The following is a 20,533-nucleotide window of genomic DNA, read 5'->3' as shown; positions in this document are numbered from 1 at the left end:
GTAAGCGACTGGATTAGACCAGCGCTCCGAAGGAGCGTCCTGTTACCAGGTATTAAGCGACCGGATTAGACCAGCACTCCGGAGGAGCGTTCTGTTACTAGCTACTAGACGAGCGAATTAGAATATAGCTCCGCAGTAGCGTCCCTGTTACTAGCTACTAGACAATCGAATTAGACCAGCACTCCGGAGGAGTGTCCTGTTACTAGCCACTAGACAATCGAATTAAACCAGAGCTCCGGAGGAGCGTTCTATTTGGTATAGGGCGCTCCTCCGGAGCTTCAAACGCATGCTTTCCTTTGTTTCTATCGACAGGATGCCCCGCTGGGGTAAATTCAGCCCGAAATCACCGTGTAGTAGACTTTCACGGCAAATCAGAAGAGTGAATTGCCTCCGCTGGGGCAAATTCAGCCCAAAGTCATCTTATATTAGTAGGCTGTGACGAATCAAATAGCAGGTAAATCCGGATGTACCAACTCGTAAGGGATCAGCAATGTGGACAAAGGCTTTCTTGGTAAAAATACGTGACCCTCACCGTGCCGTCATTTTCCGCTTTCCATCCTGAATCAGTTCCAGGGCTTTTTCCATGTCCCGGTCGCGCTGTTTGATGCGGTCGGTAACGCTGTAGTCGACTTGATAATCGGGCATCACGCCCCGGCCCTGATCCGGATTTCGGCTGGCGGTGGCAATCCAGAAAACCGGAAACCGCACCCGCAGCCGGGTTTCGGGCAGCGTCAGGGTTTGGATAATCCCGCCGTTGCAACCCGCTTCGCCCCCGCCGGTTTCCTGCCCGATGATGGTTACGGGCCGCTGGGCTTTCAGGCTGGCGGTAAAAATGGAAGCCGCCGAGAAGGTCCGGCCACTGGTCAGAATATACACTTTACCGCTGTAGAGGTGTTCCGAAGCGGGCTTGTTCCAGCCCACGTTGGACTTACCAAACTGGTAACGCCCACCCTCCGACTTCATGAAGCGAAAGTTCTGGCGCAAAAGCCGCTTTTCTTTCCGGTCAAAATAGGCACAGGCATTGGGCCGGCGGACGCGGGATTCGGCCCGGTCGACCTGCCGAAAATCGGATTTCATCAGATACGACATCAAATCGGAACCGATCTCGGCGTTTCCCCCGGTATTCTGGCGCAAATCAATGACCAGATCGCGCACTTTCAGTTTTTCGAGTGTTTCGAAAACTTCCCGGTGAAAAGACGCGTAGTGGTCGTAGCCAAAACTATTGATAATCAGGGCAGCAGCCGTTGAATCGCCGTTCAGAAAATGCAGCGAACGCATCAATTGCAGTTTGGCATCCTCATCAAAGGAAGCCTCGGTTTTATGGCGGTTTTTCTTGCTTCGCTTGACGGTTTCCGGGGCGGGTGTCGTTGGAATATCACCGGAAGTGACGGGACGGCGACGAACCGTTGTGATTCGTTCAGAACTTGTGGTGTCACGAACGGTCAGCGTCCAGGGCGAATGCCCGTCGAAATGCCGCCAGTACGTTTCTTCCAGGTGGTATAATTCCAGAAAATAATTCTTAAAGGTTTGATTGTAGCCATCGGACGGCCAGCGGTCCCGGGCTTCCTGGATCACTTCCTTCACCGGGTGTCCACCTAACTTGAGCACTTCCGTACCACACACCAGCGAGGAGTCCGTACTGCGGTTTCGGCCAATAAACATCCGGTCGTTTTGCAGAATAATATCGAAGGGGAGCCATTCGGGTTGCGGTTTTTGGCCTTTTCGGCCGGAATAGAGCGATTCCTGCACATCGGTATGGCCGCAGCGAATCTGGACAATCAGCGGGCGCAGCAACTCGCGAAATTCGACTTCACTCATCGGCCGGTAGAGTTGTCGGGCCACGGCGTCGAACTTTTGGTTCATCTCTTCACGCGGGGCATAGCGATACAGACTCGGATGGCGCTCTTCCAGCGTCTTCCGCAGTACCGCAAAGTCGCTCCGCAACTGCTCGACCGTATACATCCGCGGGCGATACGTCGCTTTTTTCGGATGACCCGGAAAACAATAAGCCGTGCTGATGGTCAGTGCCAGCAGCAACACAAGGAACCGCATACTATTTTTCTGACTAAATCAGTAATTCGGTTCCCGAAACTACCCTTTTTTTTATGGGAAACAAAATTAGTAAAACGCATCTTCCAGGTGTTTTACATTCACCTCTTCCGGCGTCACGGTGACGGCAATAATGTCGAAACGGACGTCGTGCTGCCAGTCTTTGGCGAAAATATAGTGCTCGGCCGCTTTCATGACCAGGCGCGCCTTGGCGGAGTTCACAAATTCTTCCGGATTGCCAAAGCGGGTGCTGGTCCGTGTTTTTACTTCCACAAAAATGACCAGTTTTCCTTTCAGGGCAATCAGGTCGATCTCGGCGTGTTGGTGGCGGTAATTGCGTTCCAGAATCGTGTACCCTTTCTGCTGGAGGTACCGAACGGCTTCCTCCTCGCCCTGTTTGCCGGTTTCGTTGTGTTGTGCCATCGTTCGTTTTTAGTACTTAGACGGCAAACTGTCCGATTGGATACGAACGAAAAGCAGTCTCTTTGGTGTTTTTTCTTCAAGGATTTCGCAAAAATGAATAATCATTGCAATAAACAGGTACAGATTCAGGATCTGGGACTTATTGATTACCAGGCTGGCTGGGACTATCAGGAGCGGTTATTGGCGGAAATTGTCGCGGCCAAAATCGCCAATCGCAGCCTTTCGACCGACCAGCAAAGTCTGACGCCTAATTATATTTTATTTTGTCAGCACCCTCATGTTTATACGCTGGGGAAAAGCGGCAAGGCCGATCACCTGCTCGCCAACGATGCGTTTCTGGAAACCATCGGGGCAACGTATTATAAAATAAACCGGGGCGGTGACATCACCTACCACGGACCGGGCCAGTTGGTGGGTTATCCGATTCTGGACCTGGATAATTTTTTTACGGACATCCACCGGTACATGCGCGTTCTGGAAGAAGCCATCATCCGAACACTGGCGGATTACGGGCTCAATGCGGGCCGGATCGACGGGCTGACCGGCGTCTGGCTGGGATACGATTCCGAAGAAAACCGATTGAACGGCACCGCCCGCAAGATCTGTGCCATGGGCGTTAAGGCGAGCCGTTGGGTAACGATGCACGGTTTTGCGTTGAATGTGAACACGGATTTGCGTTATTTTAAGCATATTGTGCCGTGCGGCATTGCCGACAAAGCCGTCACGTCGATGCAGGATGAACTGGGCCGGGAAATCCCGGTTTCGGACGTGATGGAACGCGTCAGTCAGCATCTGGCCGATTTATTTGAAATGGAGTTAACTTATGTACCTACGGGCTTTAGCCCGTACGCGCATTAAACTCCACAGTATTTATTATTGAGAAGACACGGACTTGAGTCCGTGGGTACATCCATTGAATGAAGAGAGATATTTCGTTTTTACCCGTTGAGGGCATACAAGTCGTCATTGCGCGGAAACCGACGGAACTGGACCAGTATGACTGGCAGGTGTATTTGATCAATCAGAACGACGTGCCGATCCGCAACGTCTTTGTGACGTCGAAAGGATACGGTTTTGTGGACGAAACCCAGAAAGAGCAACAGACGACTTCCACACTGCGGCATTATTTTGCTGAACTTCAGCCGAATGAACATGTGGCCGTCGAGACCATTATGCCGGATGTGTTTCACCTGAACAATCAATATTGGGTAAGCTACTACATCGGCGACCAGATTTTTGACAAAAAGTTTATCTTCGTGCCGGACAGCATTACCGAACAGAACCTGATTCAAATCTCTGAACTGGGCCTGGAAGGTATCCTGCACACCTGAACCTGGTTATTCCGCTTTTTTGCTATTCCATCTTTATGCCCGTATCCTGGAAAAAACGCCTTAAGAACCTGCTGTTTATCGACATCAAAACCGTTGCCGGAGCCCCGTCTTACGACGAATTAGACGAACGGGTGCGGCAACAATGGGGACAGAAAATCAGCTATTTCCAGAACGAAGAGAATTGGTCAGTTGCCAAGTGGTATGACAACCGGGCTTCTTATTACGCCGAATACGGTAAAATCGTCTGCATCGGCATTGGCGGTTTGTACTGGGACGATGAGGAAAACATGTTCCTGAAAGTAAAAACGCTGGCCAACGACAACGAAGAAGCGTTGCTCGGCGAGTTTATTAGCATCATCGAAAAATACCCGCCCAGTGAATTGATTCTCTGCGCCCACAATGGCAAGGAATTTGACTATCCTTACCTGTGTCGCCGGATGCTGGTTCACGAGCACCAGCTCCCGGCCACGCTCCGGCTGTCGGGACGCAAACCGTGGGATATTCCGCATCAGGATGTGCTGGAAATGTGGCGGTTTGGTGATAGCCGTCATTTCGTCCCGCTCGATCTGCTGGCGGCTGTTCTGAACCTGCCTACACAGCCCCTCGAACTGACCGGTGATCAAACCAGTTTGGTATATTATCAGAAACAGGGTATGGCCAAAGTGCGCGAATACGCCCGCTCGTCCATCGTGACGCTCGTGCAGGTGTATCTGCGTTTGCTGGGTGCCCCGTTGGTGAAAGACCAACACATCACGCGCTTGGAGTGATTTTTAAAGGGTTATTACACAGAGTTAATCAGAGAAAATCAGAGGTACACAGAGAGTTCTTTGATAAACTCTGATTTTCTCTGATTAACTCTGTGTAATAACCCTTTACCTCCAACGTCTTTTTAAACGAAAAACATGAGAAATAACCGAAATAAACCAAGAGAACAACAAAGCCGCAGAGGCTCACAGAACCGCCCGGTTCCGGCAGCCGATTCATTTCTGGACGAAATGAAGAACGACATCACGGCTTTTTTTGAAATAAATAGCAAGGAATCTTTTTCCCAGAGCGACGTGCTCGAGAATTTTGACGTCATCGACCGGAAAACGAAACTGCTGACCCACGGTTTGCTGGGCGAACTGGTGGATGATGGTCAACTGACCCGCCATCCCGACGGAACCTACCAGTATAACGAAAATGACCAAACCACCGAAGGAACCGTCGATCACGTGAACCCCCGGTTTGCGTTTGTCGGCAGTGGCGACCGCGATACGGATATGTACGTCAGCACCGACGATCTGAACGGCGCTATCGATGGCGACAAAGTGAAAGTGGCCCGTTTGAGCGGCTCGTCGAATTCGGGCGGTTTTTCGCGCGGGTCGCAAACCCGGAGCCGCCGGATCGAAGGCAAAGTGGTCAGCATCGTGGAACGCGGGCGCTCTGAACTGGTTGGCCGGATTTCGACCTGGCCGAATTATGGGCAGGTGATTCCCGACAGCAAGAAGATTTACGAGGAAATCTACATTCCGAAAGATAAACTGGGCGAAGCCAAAGACGGCGACAAGGTGATTGTTCGTCTGACGCGTTTCCCCGACGGACGGCACCGGCCCGAAGGCGAAGTAATTTCTGTTTTGGGCCAAGCCGGGCAGAACAATACCGAAATGCACGCCATTCTGGCCGAATTCGGTTTGCCGGTTCTATTTCCGGATGCCGTCGAAAAGGAGTCGCAAGGCATTTCAGAGAAGATTCTGAAAAAAGAAATCAATAAACGGCGCGATATGCGCGGCATTACGACGTTCACGATTGACCCCGAAGATGCCAAAGATTTTGACGATGCGCTGTCGATTCAGATGCTGGACAACGGCAACTACGAAATCGGGGTTCACATCGCCGACGTGACGCACTACATCGTTCCGGGTACGGCTCTGGAAGACGAAGCTTTTAAACGCGGAACGTCCGTCTATCTCGTGGATCGCGTGGTGCCGATGTTACCCGAAAAACTGTCGAACAACCTGTGCTCGCTGCGTCCGAATGAAGATAAACTGACGTTTTCGGCGGTTTTTGAGATAACGCCCGACGCCAAGATCAAAAAAGAGTGGTTTGGGCGGACGGTGATTCACTCCGACCGGCGGTTTGCCTACGAAGAAGCACAGGACGTTGTCGACCGCGGACAAGGCGATTATCTGGCAGAATTGCGGATTTTGAACGATCTGGCGTTCAAGTTTCGCGACGAGCGGTTTCGGCACGGAGCGATCAACTTCGAAACTGTTGAAGTGAAATTCAAGCTGGACGAAAACGGCGTGCCGCTGTCGGTTTATCCGAAAGAGCGGAAAGATGCGCACAAGTTGATCGAAGAGTTTATGTTGCTGGCCAATAAGCGGGTCGCCGAATTCATCCACGGTTTGTCGCGCGGGGAACACCCGAACGTGATGGTATACCGCGTGCACGATTCGCCGGATTTCGAGAAGCTGAAGACGTTTGCCACCTTTGCCGGACGGTTTGGGTATAAACTTAAAGTCGATAACGAAAAAGAGCTGTCGAAGTCGTTCAATACGATGATGGAAAGCCTGGAAGGGCAGCCGGAGCAAAATGCGTTGCAGCAACTCGCCATCCGGACGATGGCCAAGGCGCGTTACAGCACCGAGGACATCGGTCACTTTGGCCTGTCGTTCCGGCGGTATTCGCACTTTACATCGCCCATTCGTCGCTACCCGGATATGATGGCCCACCGGCTGTTGCAGCATTACCTGGACGGCGGCAAATCGGTCGATAAGGAAGAATACGAAGCCAAGTGCAAACATTCGTCCGACCGCGAGCGCGTGGCCGTGGAAGCCGAGCGTGCTTCCATCAAATACAAGCAGGTCGAGTTCATGAACCGCATGGACCGCGACCAGGAATTTAAAGGCATCATTACCGGCGTAACGGATTTTGGTCTGTTTGTGGAAATCACCGAAACCAGCGCGGAAGGCCTGGTGCGCATGACCGATCTGGGCGACGATTTTTATGACTTTGACAAGGAAAATTACCGGCTGATTGGCAAACGGAACAAAAAAATCTTCGCCTTTGGCGATGCCGTAACGGTGAAGGTAAAAGAGGCCAATCTGGCCCGCCGGAGCCTGGATTTGTGGCTGGTCGATGACAAAGGCGCCTTGAAAACGCCCCTCAAAAGCCGCCTGACCCGCCGGGAGAATACGGACGGTGAAAGCCGTTCGCAAAGGCGTTCCGGCTCGTCGTCGGGTAGTCGCCCGAAAGCCGAGAAACCGGGCAAAGAACGCCGTAGGCGTTAAATCAATAGCTCTGTGGTAATTGGCAAGAAACGCTGTAGGCGTTAAATCATCAGCCCGCGGTTTTAACCGTGGGAAAGGAAAAATAAATCAGAAAATGAACGACGAATTCATGCAGGAAGCCATCCGGCAGGCCCGGAAAAGCCTTTCGGAAGGCGGTATTCCCATCGGCTCGGCGCTGGTCAAGGACGGCAAACTGGTGGCTTCCGGCCACAACAAACGGGTGCAGGAAAACAACCCCATTCTGCACGGCGAAATGGATTGCCTCAACAACGCCGGGCGCGTGGGTTCGTTTCGCAATACCGTGATTTACTCGACGCTCATGCCGTGTTACATGTGTGCCGGCACCATCGTGCAGTTCAAGATTCCGAAAGTGATCGTTGCCGAGTCGCGGACGTTTTCCGGAGCGCGGGCGTTTATGGAGCAACACGGCGTGGAAGTGATCGACCTCGACTTGCCGGAATGCGTTGATATGATGAATCAGTTTATCGCTCAGAAACCCGACGTCTGGAACGAGGATATTGGCGAATTGTAGATTGGCTACCGATGAATTCAATGGAATCCGGATTCGGTTTTACTTCAGCCCACGGTTTAAACCGTGGGCTTTTTGTTGGTCCACTCCTCGCTTGGCTTGAGACTAGAAATTTCAATCCGCAAAAATTTTACAAATTATGAACCCTAACGCTTTCATATTAGTTAACACTGTTACAAAAAGTAACAACGATACAAATGGGGATTTTAGAACGTAAAATAAGGCACAGGCAGGAGGTAAGAGACCGTATTCTACAGGCGGCCTGGCAACTGGTAGAACTGGAAGGCTGGTCTGCTCTTTCAATTCGCAGGATTGCCGATGCCATCGAATATAGCATCCCGGTTATTTACAGCCACTTTGAAAACAAGGACGCTATCTTACTGGAATTCAGCCGGGAAGGTTTTCGTCGGTTAGCGCAGCATCTACAAACTGCCAGAGACGAACAGGACAACCCCGGCCAACAGTTGATGGCGATGGCGCAAGCGTACTGGAATTTCGCTTTCGACAATCAGGAGTTTTATCAATTGATGTTCGGGCTCGGCATCCCCGCCTGTGATACGGTGAAGAAAGTGGCCGAAATGAAGCAATTCAGTGACGTTATTTTTCCGGTATTACAACAGGCTATTGCTACGAGCAGCCATCCCGAAACCAGCCATTTGCTAAAATTTCACACCTTCTGGTCGATTCTGCACGGTCTGGTATCCATCCAGATGATTGGAAAAGACAACGCCACCGATCCGATTCAGCAACTGGTGTTGGAGGATGCCATCGGCGGTTTCATCAAAGCACTCGCGTAATGTCTGTTTTATAACCCAATATGCTTTTCAGAGTTACCAGAAAAGTAAATCCAATTTAACGAACCAATGTACAACCTGAAAATTATCAATTCGACCGTGCGCCCCAGCCGGAAAGGTCCCATTATCACCGCCTGGATCACGGAGGTAGCCCGACAACACGGCGGTTTTAACGTCGAAGTGCTGGATCTGGCCGAAATCAAGCTTCCTTTGATGGACGAACCCGCTCACCCGCGCCTGAAGCAATATGTACATGAGCACACGAAAAAGTGGAGCGCCAGCATCGATGAAGCCGATGCGTTCCTGTTTGTGACCGCGGAATACGACCACAGCTACCCGGCTCCTCTGAAAAACGCCCTGCAATATCTGCTGCAGGAATGGGCTTACAAAGCCGCCGGCATCGTCAGCTATGGCGGTATTTCGGCCGGAACCCGGGCTGCCAGCCACCTCAAATCGGACCTGATTGCGTTGAAGGTGGTTCCGCTTTTTGAAGCCGTCAATATTCCGTTCTTCGATCAGTTCATCAATGAGGAAGAAACGTTTGTGCCCAACGAAGTCAGCCTTAAATCCGCCCAGGTGATGCTCGCCGAGCTGGTTCGCTGGACGAAAGGGATGATGGTGATTCGGGAGAATAAATGAAATAGACAAGGGATGTGAGACAAGAGAGTAAAGAAAAAAGCACTGCCGATGGTCTTTACTCTCTTGCCTACGACTCACCTCAACTTTTTCCTCAATCCCTCGATTACTTCCCGCGTATCGGCAATCCGGCTTTTTAAGCCTTTTTTATAATACCAGAGCCTCAATTCCGGATTTTGACTTTCCTTTTCCAGTTCCTGTTCAATTTCCTGAAGGTAGTTTTCGCTTCGTCTCAGATACTTCTCCGCCGTTTCGGGGTTGTGAAAACCGCCCCCCTCGACGGTCACGTACACGGGCGTCGTATGAGCCGCCTGCTGCGAACCGGCAAAACACCGGGCCGCCAGCCAGATGCCCCGCGTCAGGGTATCGAGGTCCAGTTTCAGCGTCAATTGGCTCGCCGACTGGCCCGGTTCACGCTTCGTGACGCTCGCCAGCACTTTTCCATGACCGACCAATTCAATCTTCTCCAGCGGAACCTGCGTCGCGTGGCCGAAAGCCTGTGCCGAAATCACCAGTTTAGTCCCTTTTTTTACGTCCAGATGATCACCCGGCCGGGCGTTGTTCACGCGAAAATCGAGCATTGGGCCGCTGGTTGCCACCGTATGCCCGGCTTTTAGTCCGGCTTTCCACGCCTGATTCGTGAGCGGTTTATCGGTGTAGACGTAAAACCGGGCGTTGCCAATCCGCGCCGAATGTTCGGGCGAGCCGTGGTCGTGATCCTGCCCGCACCACGGAAAATCAGAACCGGCCGTGGCCGTCACCGGAAATCCCAAATCCAGCAGATGGTAATAGTGATCGGTTCGCAACGGATTGGCATCCACGCAATACTGCAAAATTTCGAGCACATCGACTTTGCCCCGCAGGCCGTCGAGCGTCAATCCCCGGTAGCCGTGAAAGGTTTCCGCGTGGTGCGCGTAGCCCGTCACCCCGCCCAGTGCGTGCAACTGGTCAAAAACCGCATCGTAATGATAATATTCCTTCGAAAACCGCACCTTGTCGGACGCGCCGTAGCCCAGCGCGTGGCCGAGTTCGGGCGTTCGCGGGTCTTCCTGACCTGCAACCAGCAGGTGGTTTTCGCGCTGGTAAACACCCGGTTCACCAAAGGCATACTGCGGATAATACGTCTCCCAAAAATCCCCCATACGCAGCAACACGCCAACCCGGACGTCCTCGGCTTGCAGCCAGCTCATGAGTAAAGGGTCTTCGCGGGGAGAACGCCGGATGTGAACGTGGCCGTCGGTCGAATACCAGCCCCGGGCCGCCATGTCGATCCAGCGCGTCAGAAGGTAGCTTTTTTTCTGTGTTTTTCCGGCCTGAACAACCAGTTGATGCCGCTGATCGATGAATTCAATGCCTTTCGAAAGAAAAAGTTCGTACGTTCCCGGCGGTAACGATATGCTAAACCGCCCATTTACATAAAAGGAGCTATCCGGCTGAAAGCCAAAGCCATCGGCATGATCCCACAAACCGTACATGACCCCAAGAGCCTGTTGCGGTAATTGACCAACCACCCGACCCGCCCGCGTCAGCCGAACGCGTACGGGCGTCGGTTTTGGGCTGGTTGTTGTGGTGACAACCACTTCCAGTGGCACCGGTTTGGCGCTTTGAGCGATCGTTGAACGGCCCAGAAGCCAATCCACAAGAACAAGCCCGATGACTGCCACCCAGCGACTCTGCCAAAATACCGGGAAGGTGTTCATTTTTAGATTTCGCAGCAACAACGATAAGTTTACGGACCTAAAACTCATTAATTTCCCCTAAATACTCCTCTTTCTCAATTTCTTTTGCGTACTTACAAGGCCTCTTTTTTCGAATTTTTACTTGTAATTGATACGCAGGATGTCAGTAGTACCGGCCATTCGGAGCAAATACGGATTCTATCGAAAACTGCTGCGGGAGCATAAGTACGTTCTTCGGGACACGGTTGATGTGGTCAAACTAGCCGGTAATCCAACGTTTCTGGAAGGAAAAACCTTCGTTTCACACATTGATCTCGACGCAGAAATCACACTGGCGATTCGGGTAAAAAGCAATGATCACGACTTTTTTCGGTTCGAGCTGCGGTGTCATGAATTAAGTGACGAACCGTTTTTTCAGTTCCAGAGCGACGGCTGCACCCACCGCAATGCCGACGAATCGATCCCACTCGCCCAACAACGCATAACCACGCCCCATTTCAGCCAGTACAACCAGCAGGGTACCAATTTCACGTACAAAATGGAAGAGGCTACGGCGGAAATTAACCACAGTATGGTGTATTTTTGCCAGGAAGCGAAGCTGAATCTGCGCGACGATGAATTTCCCGTCATCCGGGTTTTGCCCAACGCGCTGCCGTTGCACGTAACTCAAAAAGACCCCAACTCAACGGTTTTGTTTTTGTGATGGTATTCGAGGAGATCTATAACGATATAAAAAACGCGTTTGGCCAGCTTTGGACGTTCAAAGAGCGGGGAAAATCGCTGGAAATCATTACGCCGTATACCACAACGACGCAAAAATTCATTTCGGTTTTTCTGTCGTTTAAAGATGAAGAATACATCGTTTCCGATGGGGGCTGGCTCGACAACGGTTTTTACGAAAACACGTTTAATCTGGAAGATGACACCTTCCGAAAAATTGCGCATCACTACTTTAACGCCTTCGGAATCAAGGAAGTAAAGGGCCCCAGTCAGAAAACCTATTTCTACAAAAAAACCATCACGCCCATTGCCGTTCCGTCGCTGGTTTTCGATCTGTCCAATTTTATTGCGGCTATGGTCAGCACCTCCGAAATTGAATTTATTGAACGGGAAGAACGGGAAACCAAGGAGCTTTTCCGGCGGTCGGCCAATGAATACCTGCAAACGGTGATCCCCAAAGAAAAAATGGAGCTGGGGGCTTATCTCGACGATAAAAAGCAAATCCGGATGCACGCTGTCATTAAACAATCATCCTCAAGGCTGATTCTGATCAATTACATCACCGGCAGCAACCAGTATTATTTCAACAACAGCATCACCAAAACCAATTTTTTGTTCGAACTGGCGGAGAAATCGGTGGTCGGCCGGTTTGTAAAACGAAAAATTTCCCTGATCGACACCACAGCGGCCGGCTACGTACCCACCCGCATCGCCACGTTCATCAATCACCTGCTGGAAAATACCGGCTCCGAAAAAATCGACTGGTCGGAACGTGAAAAACTGAACGGCCTGATCTGATTATTTGATCACCTTCGTCACGTCAAACGTTCCCTGTCTGCTGCCAGCCCGGCCGTCGGCCGTCATGCCGTTGATCATAAACCGGTACGTGCCTTCCTCGTCCGACGTATAAAATTCGAACTGCCCTTTGCCCTGTCCGTCGGTTTGCAAGGCAGGAACCCAATGCAGTAAAGTCCGCAGATCGGGCATGCGGCTGCCCGACCGCTGGGGCGTGTCGTAGCGGGGGGCGTAGAAATCGCGCGGAATTTGCAACCCTTCGTATTCGGCCAGCAAGGCTTTGGCGTCGGGGCGGTAGCCGGCCAGATCGCCTTTGTAAGTCGTAAAACTCACAATTCCGTCAAAAACCAGCGGACCAACGATGTATTTCCGGGTCATCACCTCCAGCCGCTGCACTTTCCGGGGATCGATTTCCATCACTTTATCCATGCTGAAAAAGGGAACTCCATCCAGCAGCACCAGCGGACTACCCGAAAAAAACTGCTTGTAAGGCAAATCGAGTACGGCAATGTGGTACCCTTCCCGGCGTTTTCGGGCCATTACACCCGGCACGTATTCGCGAAAAATTTCTTCCATGACCGGAAAGCGGGTAAAATCGTCGAGCCGGTATTTTTCATCGGGAGCGCCGTAAAACGCCACGCTATCGATCTTTGGCAGCTGATAACGACTCAGGTTCCCGCGGTAATACGCGTTCTGAACCTGCATTGGAACGCTGCGGTCCAGCAACGGTTCTTTCAACGTGGTCGGAAAATCGAAAACCGGCAGCCGGGGCGCCGAAAACCGTTCAAAAAACGGGTTTTGCAATTCGACCCGGTAGAGGCTGTCTTTCGGGTTGAGTTGCGCTACGAGATCTTTAGGACCGAAAAAATCTTTCATTTCAAACTGAATCCGTCCTTCTGCATCCGACCGCGATCCGTAGAGCAGAATGTGCTTACCCGGTATTGAAAGATAAGAACCAAGCCCGCGTCCCGGTTGTCCTGTAGCCGCATGAATGATTTTTCCATGAATCAAATGACCGTTCACTTCCGGCAGGTATTCTTCTGCCGGGGGGTTCGTTTGCAGCACATTTTCCCACCGAAACCGGCGCCATCCCTGCGTTAACATCAGATTGTCAGCCGCTTCCGAAACAGTAGGGTCCGTGGCAGAAAAATAATACGCCGGCGATTCGACTGCGCCCCGCAGGTCCGACGTCAGGAGCAGGTAGCTCAGGATGTCATTTGATTCCGTTGGCTGAAGCGAATCGACCCGATACACCGCCACCGAAAGGTTCGTAAGGGCGGCTTTTCCGGTTTCATCCTGCGTTGTGAGGTCAAAAACCGCTTTTTCACGGGTCGACAATGTTCCGCTCATGAGCCTGGCGTCGATGTTCAGCCGGCGTTCCGGCCGTTTGAAATACAGGCGTTCACAAACCGGCTTCCGGCTGGCGTCGAACACGGTCAGGTGCGAGATGCCTTCACCCAGTGATTTTTTGTCGACGATGAACGATGCGGTATTGTCACGGAACGTCTGTTCGTCGGCCCGAATGGCCGCCAGCCGGGTGTGGGTGAGGAGATACACCGGCGATGCCATTGGGGTGCGGGTTTTTATCGTGACCCGAAGCTGGTCTTTTCCTTCTTCGGCAACCTGCAGGGTGTACCCCTGTTCCTGAATCACCGGCAACGGGCGTGTAACGGTTTTGCCCTTTGCATCGGTTAGAACGGCCCGGTATTGCCTGCCTTCGGCGGGGGTAAACGCGAAACGTCCCATTCCAAATTTCAGCGGCCTGAACCGTACGACGGTATCCGCATTCTGGTCGACAACAACGCCTTGTAAATCAGCGCCTTTCCCATCAACTCCAAGCATTTTGAAGGCCACGGTGCTGGTCAGCGTCCGAACCAGGTTGCCGCCTTCCGCAAAAAACTGAACGTCATACGCCAGCGTGTCTTTCACGACGGGCAATTCCAGTTTTCGGAATGTATTGACAATCGTGACCGGTTTTTCGAAGAAATAGTCGGAGCCAAAATTTTTCATCCAGTTCGTATACGCCCGAACCAAATAATGGCCCGACCCCAGGGTAGTGGGCAGAAACAGCGAACCGTGGCCCGATCCGTTGGCAAGGGCCACTTTCGTCTGGAGAACCGGGCGGTTTTCTTTGTCGAGCACTTCCAGATACGCCACTTTGCTGAGCCATAAAGGCTGGTGGAGCGAGCCATCTACATCGTTGATTTTAAACCACATCAACTCCCCGGCGACGTAAAACGAACGGTCGATGTGCACAAACAGCTTTTCCTGTAACGCCCGGTTTCGGTAGGTTTCGAGCGACTGCCGGATGGGGTTATTCGATTGGCTCCGCACCGGTAACGCGCCCGCCAGCATCAGGAAGACAACAGCAAGTAACCTGCCTGGCAGGGTCCGTAACGGGGCTGTTGTGGTGCCAGGTCTGTATCTTTTCGATGAATTCATAATCGGTTGTCGCATCACCAGAAACTCGGTTTGACATTGATACCGGAAGTCCGGCAATCGACACAATAAGGCGAACTCATGCGGTAGGCAATGATGCTACCAAACGGGGAAAAAATCTCATCGATGGGGATTGAACCCGACTCCGCCATCTCGGCCGCCGACGGTTTCATGGGCGTTCGGAACAGAGGAGCGGTATCCGGCAGACACGATTCGTACCCCGTCGGAATCCGCCAGGTGGTCGGCAATTCGGATGAATTGACAAAAATCCGTTTTTCTTCGACCGAATAGCCGCTTAAATAGCCCACCACCGGCTCATTCGGATCGGTCACGCCGTGAATATTTCCGATGACCTGAAACGGCTGCGGATCGAAAATCGACCCCAGACTTTCCGTATTTTTTTTCAGATTTTGCCAGTATTCAAACGATTCCGCCGTTTGGGCGTATTGCTTAACGAGCAAGCTATAGCGCACCTTCAGGCGATTGGAAGACGAATTGGAAATAAATAAAAGCGGGAAGTTATTGATCACATCCTGCGTTAGTTGCGTCGACGAGCCGACAAAAATACCGGTCGATTTTCCCGACGCCCAACAGTGATTGACGTCATCCAGCCGGGAAACAAACTTTTTGTTCAGGTATTCGACCCGCGAATAAAAGCCGGAGTAAAACTCCCAGGTTTCTTCGTATTCCCAGCGGTAATACTTCGTGTTGTTCGTTGCGTCATGGGTAGTAACATAAAACTGAATGCCCTGGTCCTGCGCCTTCCAGCTGATTTGGTCGATTTTCGGCGTTTCTTTAATCGTTACGTAGTCCGACGCATAGCTCCGACCGGCCGCGGTCTTGATACTCAGCCGGTATTTCTGACCAAACAACAGCCCGCCAGCCGCCAGCGTGTAGGTCCCGTCGCCCTTATCGACGAAGGTTTGACTGCCGCCTTTCTCGCCTTCCACTTTCACCGTCGCCTTGGTTTCCAGTGTCGTTTTTTTGCCATCCGTCAGGTTTTGGGTGCGCGACAGGCGGACCGAACTCGTGCCGCCAGCGTTCAGAAATCCATCGACCACCAGGTAGGTGTTGGGCGCCGAAACCGCCGGCGGCCGGTACGGATCGACACAACTATTGACGAGCACCGTTGCCACCAGCAGAAGCCTAACCCCAATGTATTTAATTTTTGTCATACGTAAAAATCAAGCGATAAAATCATTCTCTATTTTCTACCAGAAACCGGGCTTGGTAGTGGTACCAAAGGTCCGGCAATCGACACAGGACGGTGGACCCATCAAATAGGCATATACCACTCCAGTTGGGGAAAGAACCCCGCTGATCGGAAGCCAGCCCGCATCTGCCATATCGGCGGCCGCCACTTTCGTCGGGGGTGGATTTAGTAAAAATGTATCGGCCCGGCACGATTCATACCCCGTCGGAATCCGCCAGGTGGTCGGCAATTCCGTTGAATTAACAAAAATCCGTTTCTCTTCAACCGTATAACCGCCCAGATACCCCACCACCGGTTCGGTGGGATCGGTCACGCCGTGGATATTGCCGATGACCTGAAACGGCTGCGGATCGAAAATCGACCCCAGACTTTCCGTATTTTTTTTCAGATTCTGCCAGTATTCAAAGGCTTCCTGCGTTAAGGCATATTGTCTGACCAACAGGCTGTACCGAATCCTCAGGCGATTGGAAGCCGAATTCGAAACCACTACAAGCGGAAACTTATTGATCACATCCTGAGTCAATTGCGTTGATGATCCGACCGATATACCCGGTGATTTTTCTGTCCGCCAGCAATGGTAGATATTCTCCTGCCGATACACAAAGGCTTTTTTCAGGTATTCAAACTGTGAATTATCCGACGAATAAAATTCCCAGGTTTCTTCATAGTTCCAGCGGTAATACTTCGTGTTGTTATCCGGGTCGTGGGTGGTTACATAAAACTGGATGCCCTGATCCTGTGCCTTCCAGCTTACGGTGTCAATTTCCGGTGTTTTTTTGATCGTTATGTAATCGGATGCGTAAGTGCGCCCGGCGGCTGTTCGGATGCTCAACCGGTATTTCTGGCCAACCTGCAAGCCGCCATTGGCCAACGCATAGATTCCGTCACCCTGATCGATAAACGTTTGACTTTCGCCTTTTTCGCCTTCCACCTTCACGCTAGCCTTCGTTTCTACCGTCGGCTTTTTGCCATCCGGCAGGTTCTGCGTACGGGATAAACGAACGGAACTTACCCCCGATCCATTCAGAAACCCGTCGACCACCAGGTACGTATTCCGCGCCAGAATTTCCGGGGGGCGGTACGGATCGACACAACTCCCAAGCAATAGAAAAATCAATATGGTTTTACCTTTTCTCATGCTCAAAACTTGAAGTTGTACGTGACCGTCGGGATCGCCTGCCCGAAAATGGACAGTTTATACCCCCGCACCACTCCTCCCAGCGAGGTAAAATAAACCGAATACGCATTCCGGCGACCCGTCAAATTATAAATTGCCACCGTCCACGAACTGTGCGCCAGCTTCTTGACCTTGTGGTTGCCTTCGATGTTGAGCGACAAATCGGAGCGGTAGTAATCCGGAATGCGGTATTGATTCCGCTCCGAATAATACACCCGGGGCGAACCGGCCAGCTCGTATTTGGCCAGCGGCAACGTAATCGGCCGGCCGGTGCTGTACGTAAAGTTGAGCGAAATGCTGAACCGGCGGTTGATGCGGTAATTGCCCACCCAGGTTACATCGTGCGGTTTATCGAAGTTGCTGGGATAATACTCACCCTTGTTGATATTCTCCTGCGGCACGCTCTTGTCGACCCGCAGAAACGTGCGGGAATACGTGTAACTCAGCCAGCCATTAAACCGCCCGGTGAGCTTTTTAACCAGAAACTCGACGCCATACGCCTTGCCCTCCGCCCGAACGACCTCCGTTTCCGGGTGATGGTTCATGATCAGGGTGGCCCCACTCCGGAAATCCAGCACGTTGTCCATCGTTTTGTAGTACGTTTCGACCGACGTTTCGATGGTGTTATTTCTGAAGTTTTTGTACAAACCGACCGAGAACTGATAGCCCACCTGCGGCAAAATATTCGGGTCGCTCAGCTTCCAGATGTCGGTGGGGGCCATAGCCGTGGTGTTCGACAGCATGTGCAGATACTGCCGCATCCGGTTGAAACTGAGCTTGATCGATGCATCGGGTGTGAAGGCATAACGCGCCGAAATCCGGTATTCCGGGCCGTGGTAGGTCTTGATGTTTTTTCCGGCTCCGTACGAAAGCGTGTCCTGAATGCTGGCTTCGGTCCGGGGCGAACCGTTGGGATACACGTATACATCTTTCGGGCCGAGGTAATTGAAAAGCGAATACCGCAGTCCAAAGTTGATCGAAAACCGGGGTGAAATATCAAACCGGTCGCCAATGTAGACCGCACTCTCCAGCGCCTGCTCCGTCGGTACCACGTTCAGCCGAACCAGCGACTCCCCGCCCAACGGCTCGAATTGGCCCGGATGCAGTTTGTACAGATTGGAGCTTACCCCAAAATCGACGGTGTGTTTGGCCGTCGGGTAGTAATTGAAATCGGTTTTAAAGGTCGTCTGGTCGATCTGGAAATTGAGCCGGTAGGCATTGACCGGGTTCTGATCGCTGGAAACCGAATATTTATACCGGCTGGTGGTTCCCGTAAAAACGCTGTAGAGTTTCGTATTGAAAATGTGCTTCCACTTCAGCGTCGCATTCATGTTGTTGTAGTGATATACCGTATCGCTGTTGAGCCGAAACTCATCCTGGCTGTAATAACCGGTGAGGTAAAGCGTATTTTTTTCGTTGAATTCGTGGGTGATGTGCGCGTTCAGGTCGTAAAAATTGGCCCGGCTATTTTTGAAAGCCTGGTTTTTCAGACTGTTCAGCAGCCAGTCAGAATAGGTCGAACGGGCCCCGATCAGAAACGACGATTTTTCTTTGACAATCGGCCCTTCCAGCGTCAGTCGGCCCGTCAGAACGCCAATACCGCCCGAACCGGACAGTTTTTTCTTGTTGCCGTCGCGCGTGGTCACTTCCAGCACCGATGACAGCCGCCCGCCATACCGCGACGGAATACCGCTCTTGTACAGTTCGACGCTTTTGATCATGTCGGGATTGAAGGCGGAGAAAAAACCAAACAGGTGCGACGGGTTATAAATCGTGGCGTCGTTGTACAGAATCAGATTCTGGTCGGTCGAGCCGCCCCGCACGTTCAGGCCCACGCTGCTTTCGCCCACCGATTTGACGCCCGGCAAGGTCAGTACCACTTTCAGCAGGTCGGCTTCGCCAAAAGCCGTCGGCACTTGTTTGAGGGTTCGGATGTCCAGCCGTTCGAGGCCCATTTGCAGTCCCGAAACGTTCACATCCTTTTCGGCTTCCACGACCACTTCTTTCAGGGCGATCACGTCGTCCTCCATCTCAATTTCCAGCTTGCCGTCGGAATAGAGCATAATTTGCCGCTTCGTATCCTTCATGCCGATGCTGCGAACCCGGAGTTCGTGCCGCCCGCGCGGCAGTGTAATCGAGTAATAGCCAAACTGATCGGTCACCACGCCGATGCGCGGTTTTTCGATATAAACCGCCACGCCAATAACCGGTTCGCCGGAGGCCGCATTGCGGATGTGACCCGCCAGGTTGGCATTGCCGGGCCGGACGGGATTGGTGGCCCGGCCAATGTTGAACAAGCGCGTTTCGAGTGTAATCCGGCGTTTTTCTTTTTCCGCCAGGTAATCGACCACATTCGTATCGGCCTCGCTGCTGTTTCCCCGGTCAAAAAAACCGATGGGCAACTCCGTCCGAATGGCGCGTTCGGGCGTGATAAAAACCTGCTTTTTGGCGTCGATGGCAAAATACAAACTAGTGCCTTCCAGCACTTGCTGCAAAACCGCCGGGAGTTTCTGGCCGCTTTTGTCGTAATTCACCCGCAGGCTATCGACATCGCGGAGGTTGTAGAAAAACCGGTAACTACTCTGGCTTTCCACTTCGCGGACAAACTGCTCGAACGACAGGCCGGTAAAAGGTCCGCGAATGGGTTTGTCGTCCGGCTGCTGCCCAAAACCGACCGTGAACGAACCGATAAAACAGGCCAAAAGGAATAAGGTACGGTAGAAATTCGTCATAACGATCGGGTTGCTTCGTCGTACTGTTGAGTGAGTTTCACAATCGCAGCTTCGCGATTCCTGGCGAATTTGATGCGGTTTTCCCGGAGGTATTTGCGGAGCGCTTTCTTTTGATCGGCAAACAGATTCAAAACCGATCGCTTGGTTTTAACCGCGTAAAAGAGTCCGTTTTTCCCGATATAAAAGCTATTATCCGTTAAATACTCCTCCTTGACGGCATTTTGCACCATTTCAGTCTTAATGGTTTTGACGCGTTTGGCCAGCACTTTCGACCGGCCGTCGTACAACTGCTCGTAAAAACCGGTTCGCAGCCCGATGTTGTGGGCCGTATCCCGTACTACCCGAATAAAATGGCGGTTGGCAATCGAGAAACGATCAATTTTGATATTTTGTAATTTCAGGCGGTACACGCTGTCGATGTGAGGAACCACCACGACATCGTCTACCAGATCATAGAGCAAACGAACATTCTGGTACGTAACGCCATCATACCGTACGCTTCCGGTTTGCCAAAGTGAATCGAGGTAGGCGTATCCTTTGATCGACGGAAGGTGCCCAACGTATTCCGCACCATTGTATAACCGGGCCTGATCGGCCGTTGAATGGACGTAGCGGGCGTGTGCATACTGGATGGCCTGCTCTCGGAAAGCACTATCGCCGGCAGTAGTTTGTCCAAAAGCGCACCCCGGAACAAGGGTTATCAAACTAACCAATACAAAAATAGGGTTCATTGATGGGAGAAGT

At 52.0% G+C, this 20,533-nt stretch carries 17 protein-coding genes; 9 read left to right on the top strand and 8 right to left on the bottom strand.

Annotated elements, in window-relative coordinates; translation table 11 throughout:
• Positions 1–528 precede the first annotated feature (528 nt).
• Positions 529–2,052 carry a S41 family peptidase gene (locus tag EHT87_RS19460; protein ID WP_124908334.1) on the bottom strand — a complete coding sequence of 508 codons (1,524 nt, stop codon included), beginning with the start codon at positions 2,050–2,052 and terminating at the stop codon, positions 529–531.
• Positions 2,053–2,118: 66 nt separating this feature from the next.
• On the bottom strand, positions 2,119–2,472 hold the full coding sequence (locus EHT87_RS19455) for a YraN family protein (protein ID WP_124908333.1): 354 nt from the start codon (positions 2,470–2,472) through the stop codon (positions 2,119–2,121).
• Between the two features lie 93 nt (positions 2,473–2,565).
• On the opposite strand from EHT87_RS19455, the gene lipB reads away from it, so the two are divergent.
• The 7 genes from lipB (at position 2,566) to EHT87_RS19420 (ending at position 9,037) form a co-directional block, all read left to right on the top strand.
• A complete protein-coding gene (gene lipB / locus EHT87_RS19450; protein ID WP_124908332.1) occupies positions 2,566–3,330 on the top strand; it encodes a lipoyl(octanoyl) transferase LipB in 765 nt (254 codons plus the stop codon).
• Positions 3,331–3,389: 59 nt separating this feature from the next.
• Complete coding sequence (locus tag EHT87_RS19445; protein WP_124908331.1) at positions 3,390–3,803, top strand: hypothetical protein; 414 nt, start codon at positions 3,390–3,392, stop codon at positions 3,801–3,803.
• Between the two features lie 35 nt (positions 3,804–3,838).
• Positions 3,839–4,570 (top strand): 3'-5' exonuclease, encoded by a 732-nt coding sequence (locus EHT87_RS19440; RefSeq protein ID WP_229321190.1) that lies wholly within the window; start codon positions 3,839–3,841, stop codon positions 4,568–4,570.
• A 135-nt stretch (positions 4,571–4,705) separates the two neighbouring features.
• Positions 4,706–7,075, top strand: coding sequence for a ribonuclease R (rnr, locus tag EHT87_RS19435; protein WP_124908329.1), 2,370 nt, complete (start codon positions 4,706–4,708; stop codon positions 7,073–7,075).
• 94 nt (positions 7,076–7,169) lie between these two features.
• Positions 7,170–7,607 (top strand): nucleoside deaminase, encoded by a 438-nt coding sequence (locus EHT87_RS19430; RefSeq protein ID WP_124908328.1) that lies wholly within the window; start codon positions 7,170–7,172, stop codon positions 7,605–7,607.
• Positions 7,608–7,801: 194 nt separating this feature from the next.
• On the top strand, positions 7,802–8,401 hold the full coding sequence (locus tag EHT87_RS19425; protein ID WP_124908327.1) for a TetR/AcrR family transcriptional regulator: 600 nt from the start codon (positions 7,802–7,804) through the stop codon (positions 8,399–8,401).
• A 66-nt stretch (positions 8,402–8,467) separates the two neighbouring features.
• Positions 8,468–9,037 carry an NADPH-dependent FMN reductase gene (locus tag EHT87_RS19420; protein WP_124908326.1) on the top strand — a complete coding sequence of 190 codons (570 nt, stop codon included), beginning with the start codon at positions 8,468–8,470 and terminating at the stop codon, positions 9,035–9,037.
• A 74-nt stretch (positions 9,038–9,111) separates the two neighbouring features.
• On the opposite strand, the gene EHT87_RS19415 is transcribed toward EHT87_RS19420, so the two are convergent.
• The gene (locus EHT87_RS19415; RefSeq protein WP_124908325.1) at positions 9,112–10,734 is read right to left on the bottom strand and encodes a CehA/McbA family metallohydrolase; all 1,623 of its coding nucleotides are present in this window, start codon (positions 10,732–10,734) and stop codon (positions 9,112–9,114) included.
• Positions 10,735–10,873: 139 nt separating this feature from the next.
• Between EHT87_RS19415 and EHT87_RS19410 the strand changes: the two genes are divergently transcribed.
• Complete coding sequence (locus EHT87_RS19410; RefSeq protein WP_124908324.1) at positions 10,874–11,416, top strand: hypothetical protein; 543 nt, start codon at positions 10,874–10,876, stop codon at positions 11,414–11,416.
• Positions 11,413–12,231, top strand: coding sequence for a hypothetical protein (locus EHT87_RS19405; protein WP_124908323.1), 819 nt, complete (start codon positions 11,413–11,415; stop codon positions 12,229–12,231). Before EHT87_RS19410 ends, EHT87_RS19405 begins: the two co-directional genes overlap by 4 nt.
• On the opposite strand, the gene EHT87_RS19400 is transcribed toward EHT87_RS19405, so the two are convergent.
• Genes EHT87_RS19400 through EHT87_RS19380 form a run of 5 tightly spaced genes read right to left on the bottom strand, consistent with a single transcriptional unit; the run spans position 12,232 to position 20,520 of the window.
• Positions 12,232–14,670 (bottom strand): hypothetical protein, encoded by a 2,439-nt coding sequence (locus EHT87_RS19400; RefSeq protein ID WP_124908322.1) that lies wholly within the window; start codon positions 14,668–14,670, stop codon positions 12,232–12,234.
• Between the two features lie 14 nt (positions 14,671–14,684).
• Positions 14,685–15,842, bottom strand: a complete 1,158-nt coding sequence (locus EHT87_RS19395) for a DUF4249 domain-containing protein (RefSeq protein WP_124908321.1) — start codon at positions 15,840–15,842, stop codon at positions 14,685–14,687.
• Positions 15,843–15,878: 36 nt separating this feature from the next.
• Positions 15,879–17,018, bottom strand: coding sequence for a DUF4249 domain-containing protein (locus EHT87_RS19390; RefSeq protein WP_124908320.1), 1,140 nt, complete (start codon positions 17,016–17,018; stop codon positions 15,879–15,881).
• A gap of 2 nt (positions 17,019–17,020) precedes the next feature.
• A complete protein-coding gene (locus EHT87_RS19385) occupies positions 17,021–19,789 on the bottom strand; it encodes a TonB-dependent receptor (protein WP_124908319.1) in 2,769 nt (922 codons plus the stop codon).
• Entirely contained in the window at positions 19,786–20,520 is a 735-nt protein-coding gene (locus EHT87_RS19380; protein ID WP_124908318.1) for a hypothetical protein, read from the bottom strand. Before EHT87_RS19380 ends, EHT87_RS19385 begins: the two co-directional genes overlap by 4 nt.
• Positions 20,521–20,533 lie beyond the last annotated feature (13 nt).

This window comes from Larkinella knui, assembly GCF_003858645.1.
Lineage (GTDB): Bacteria > Bacteroidota > Bacteroidia > Cytophagales > Spirosomataceae > Larkinella > Larkinella knui.
This window is presented reverse-complemented; position numbering and strand designations above follow the sequence as displayed.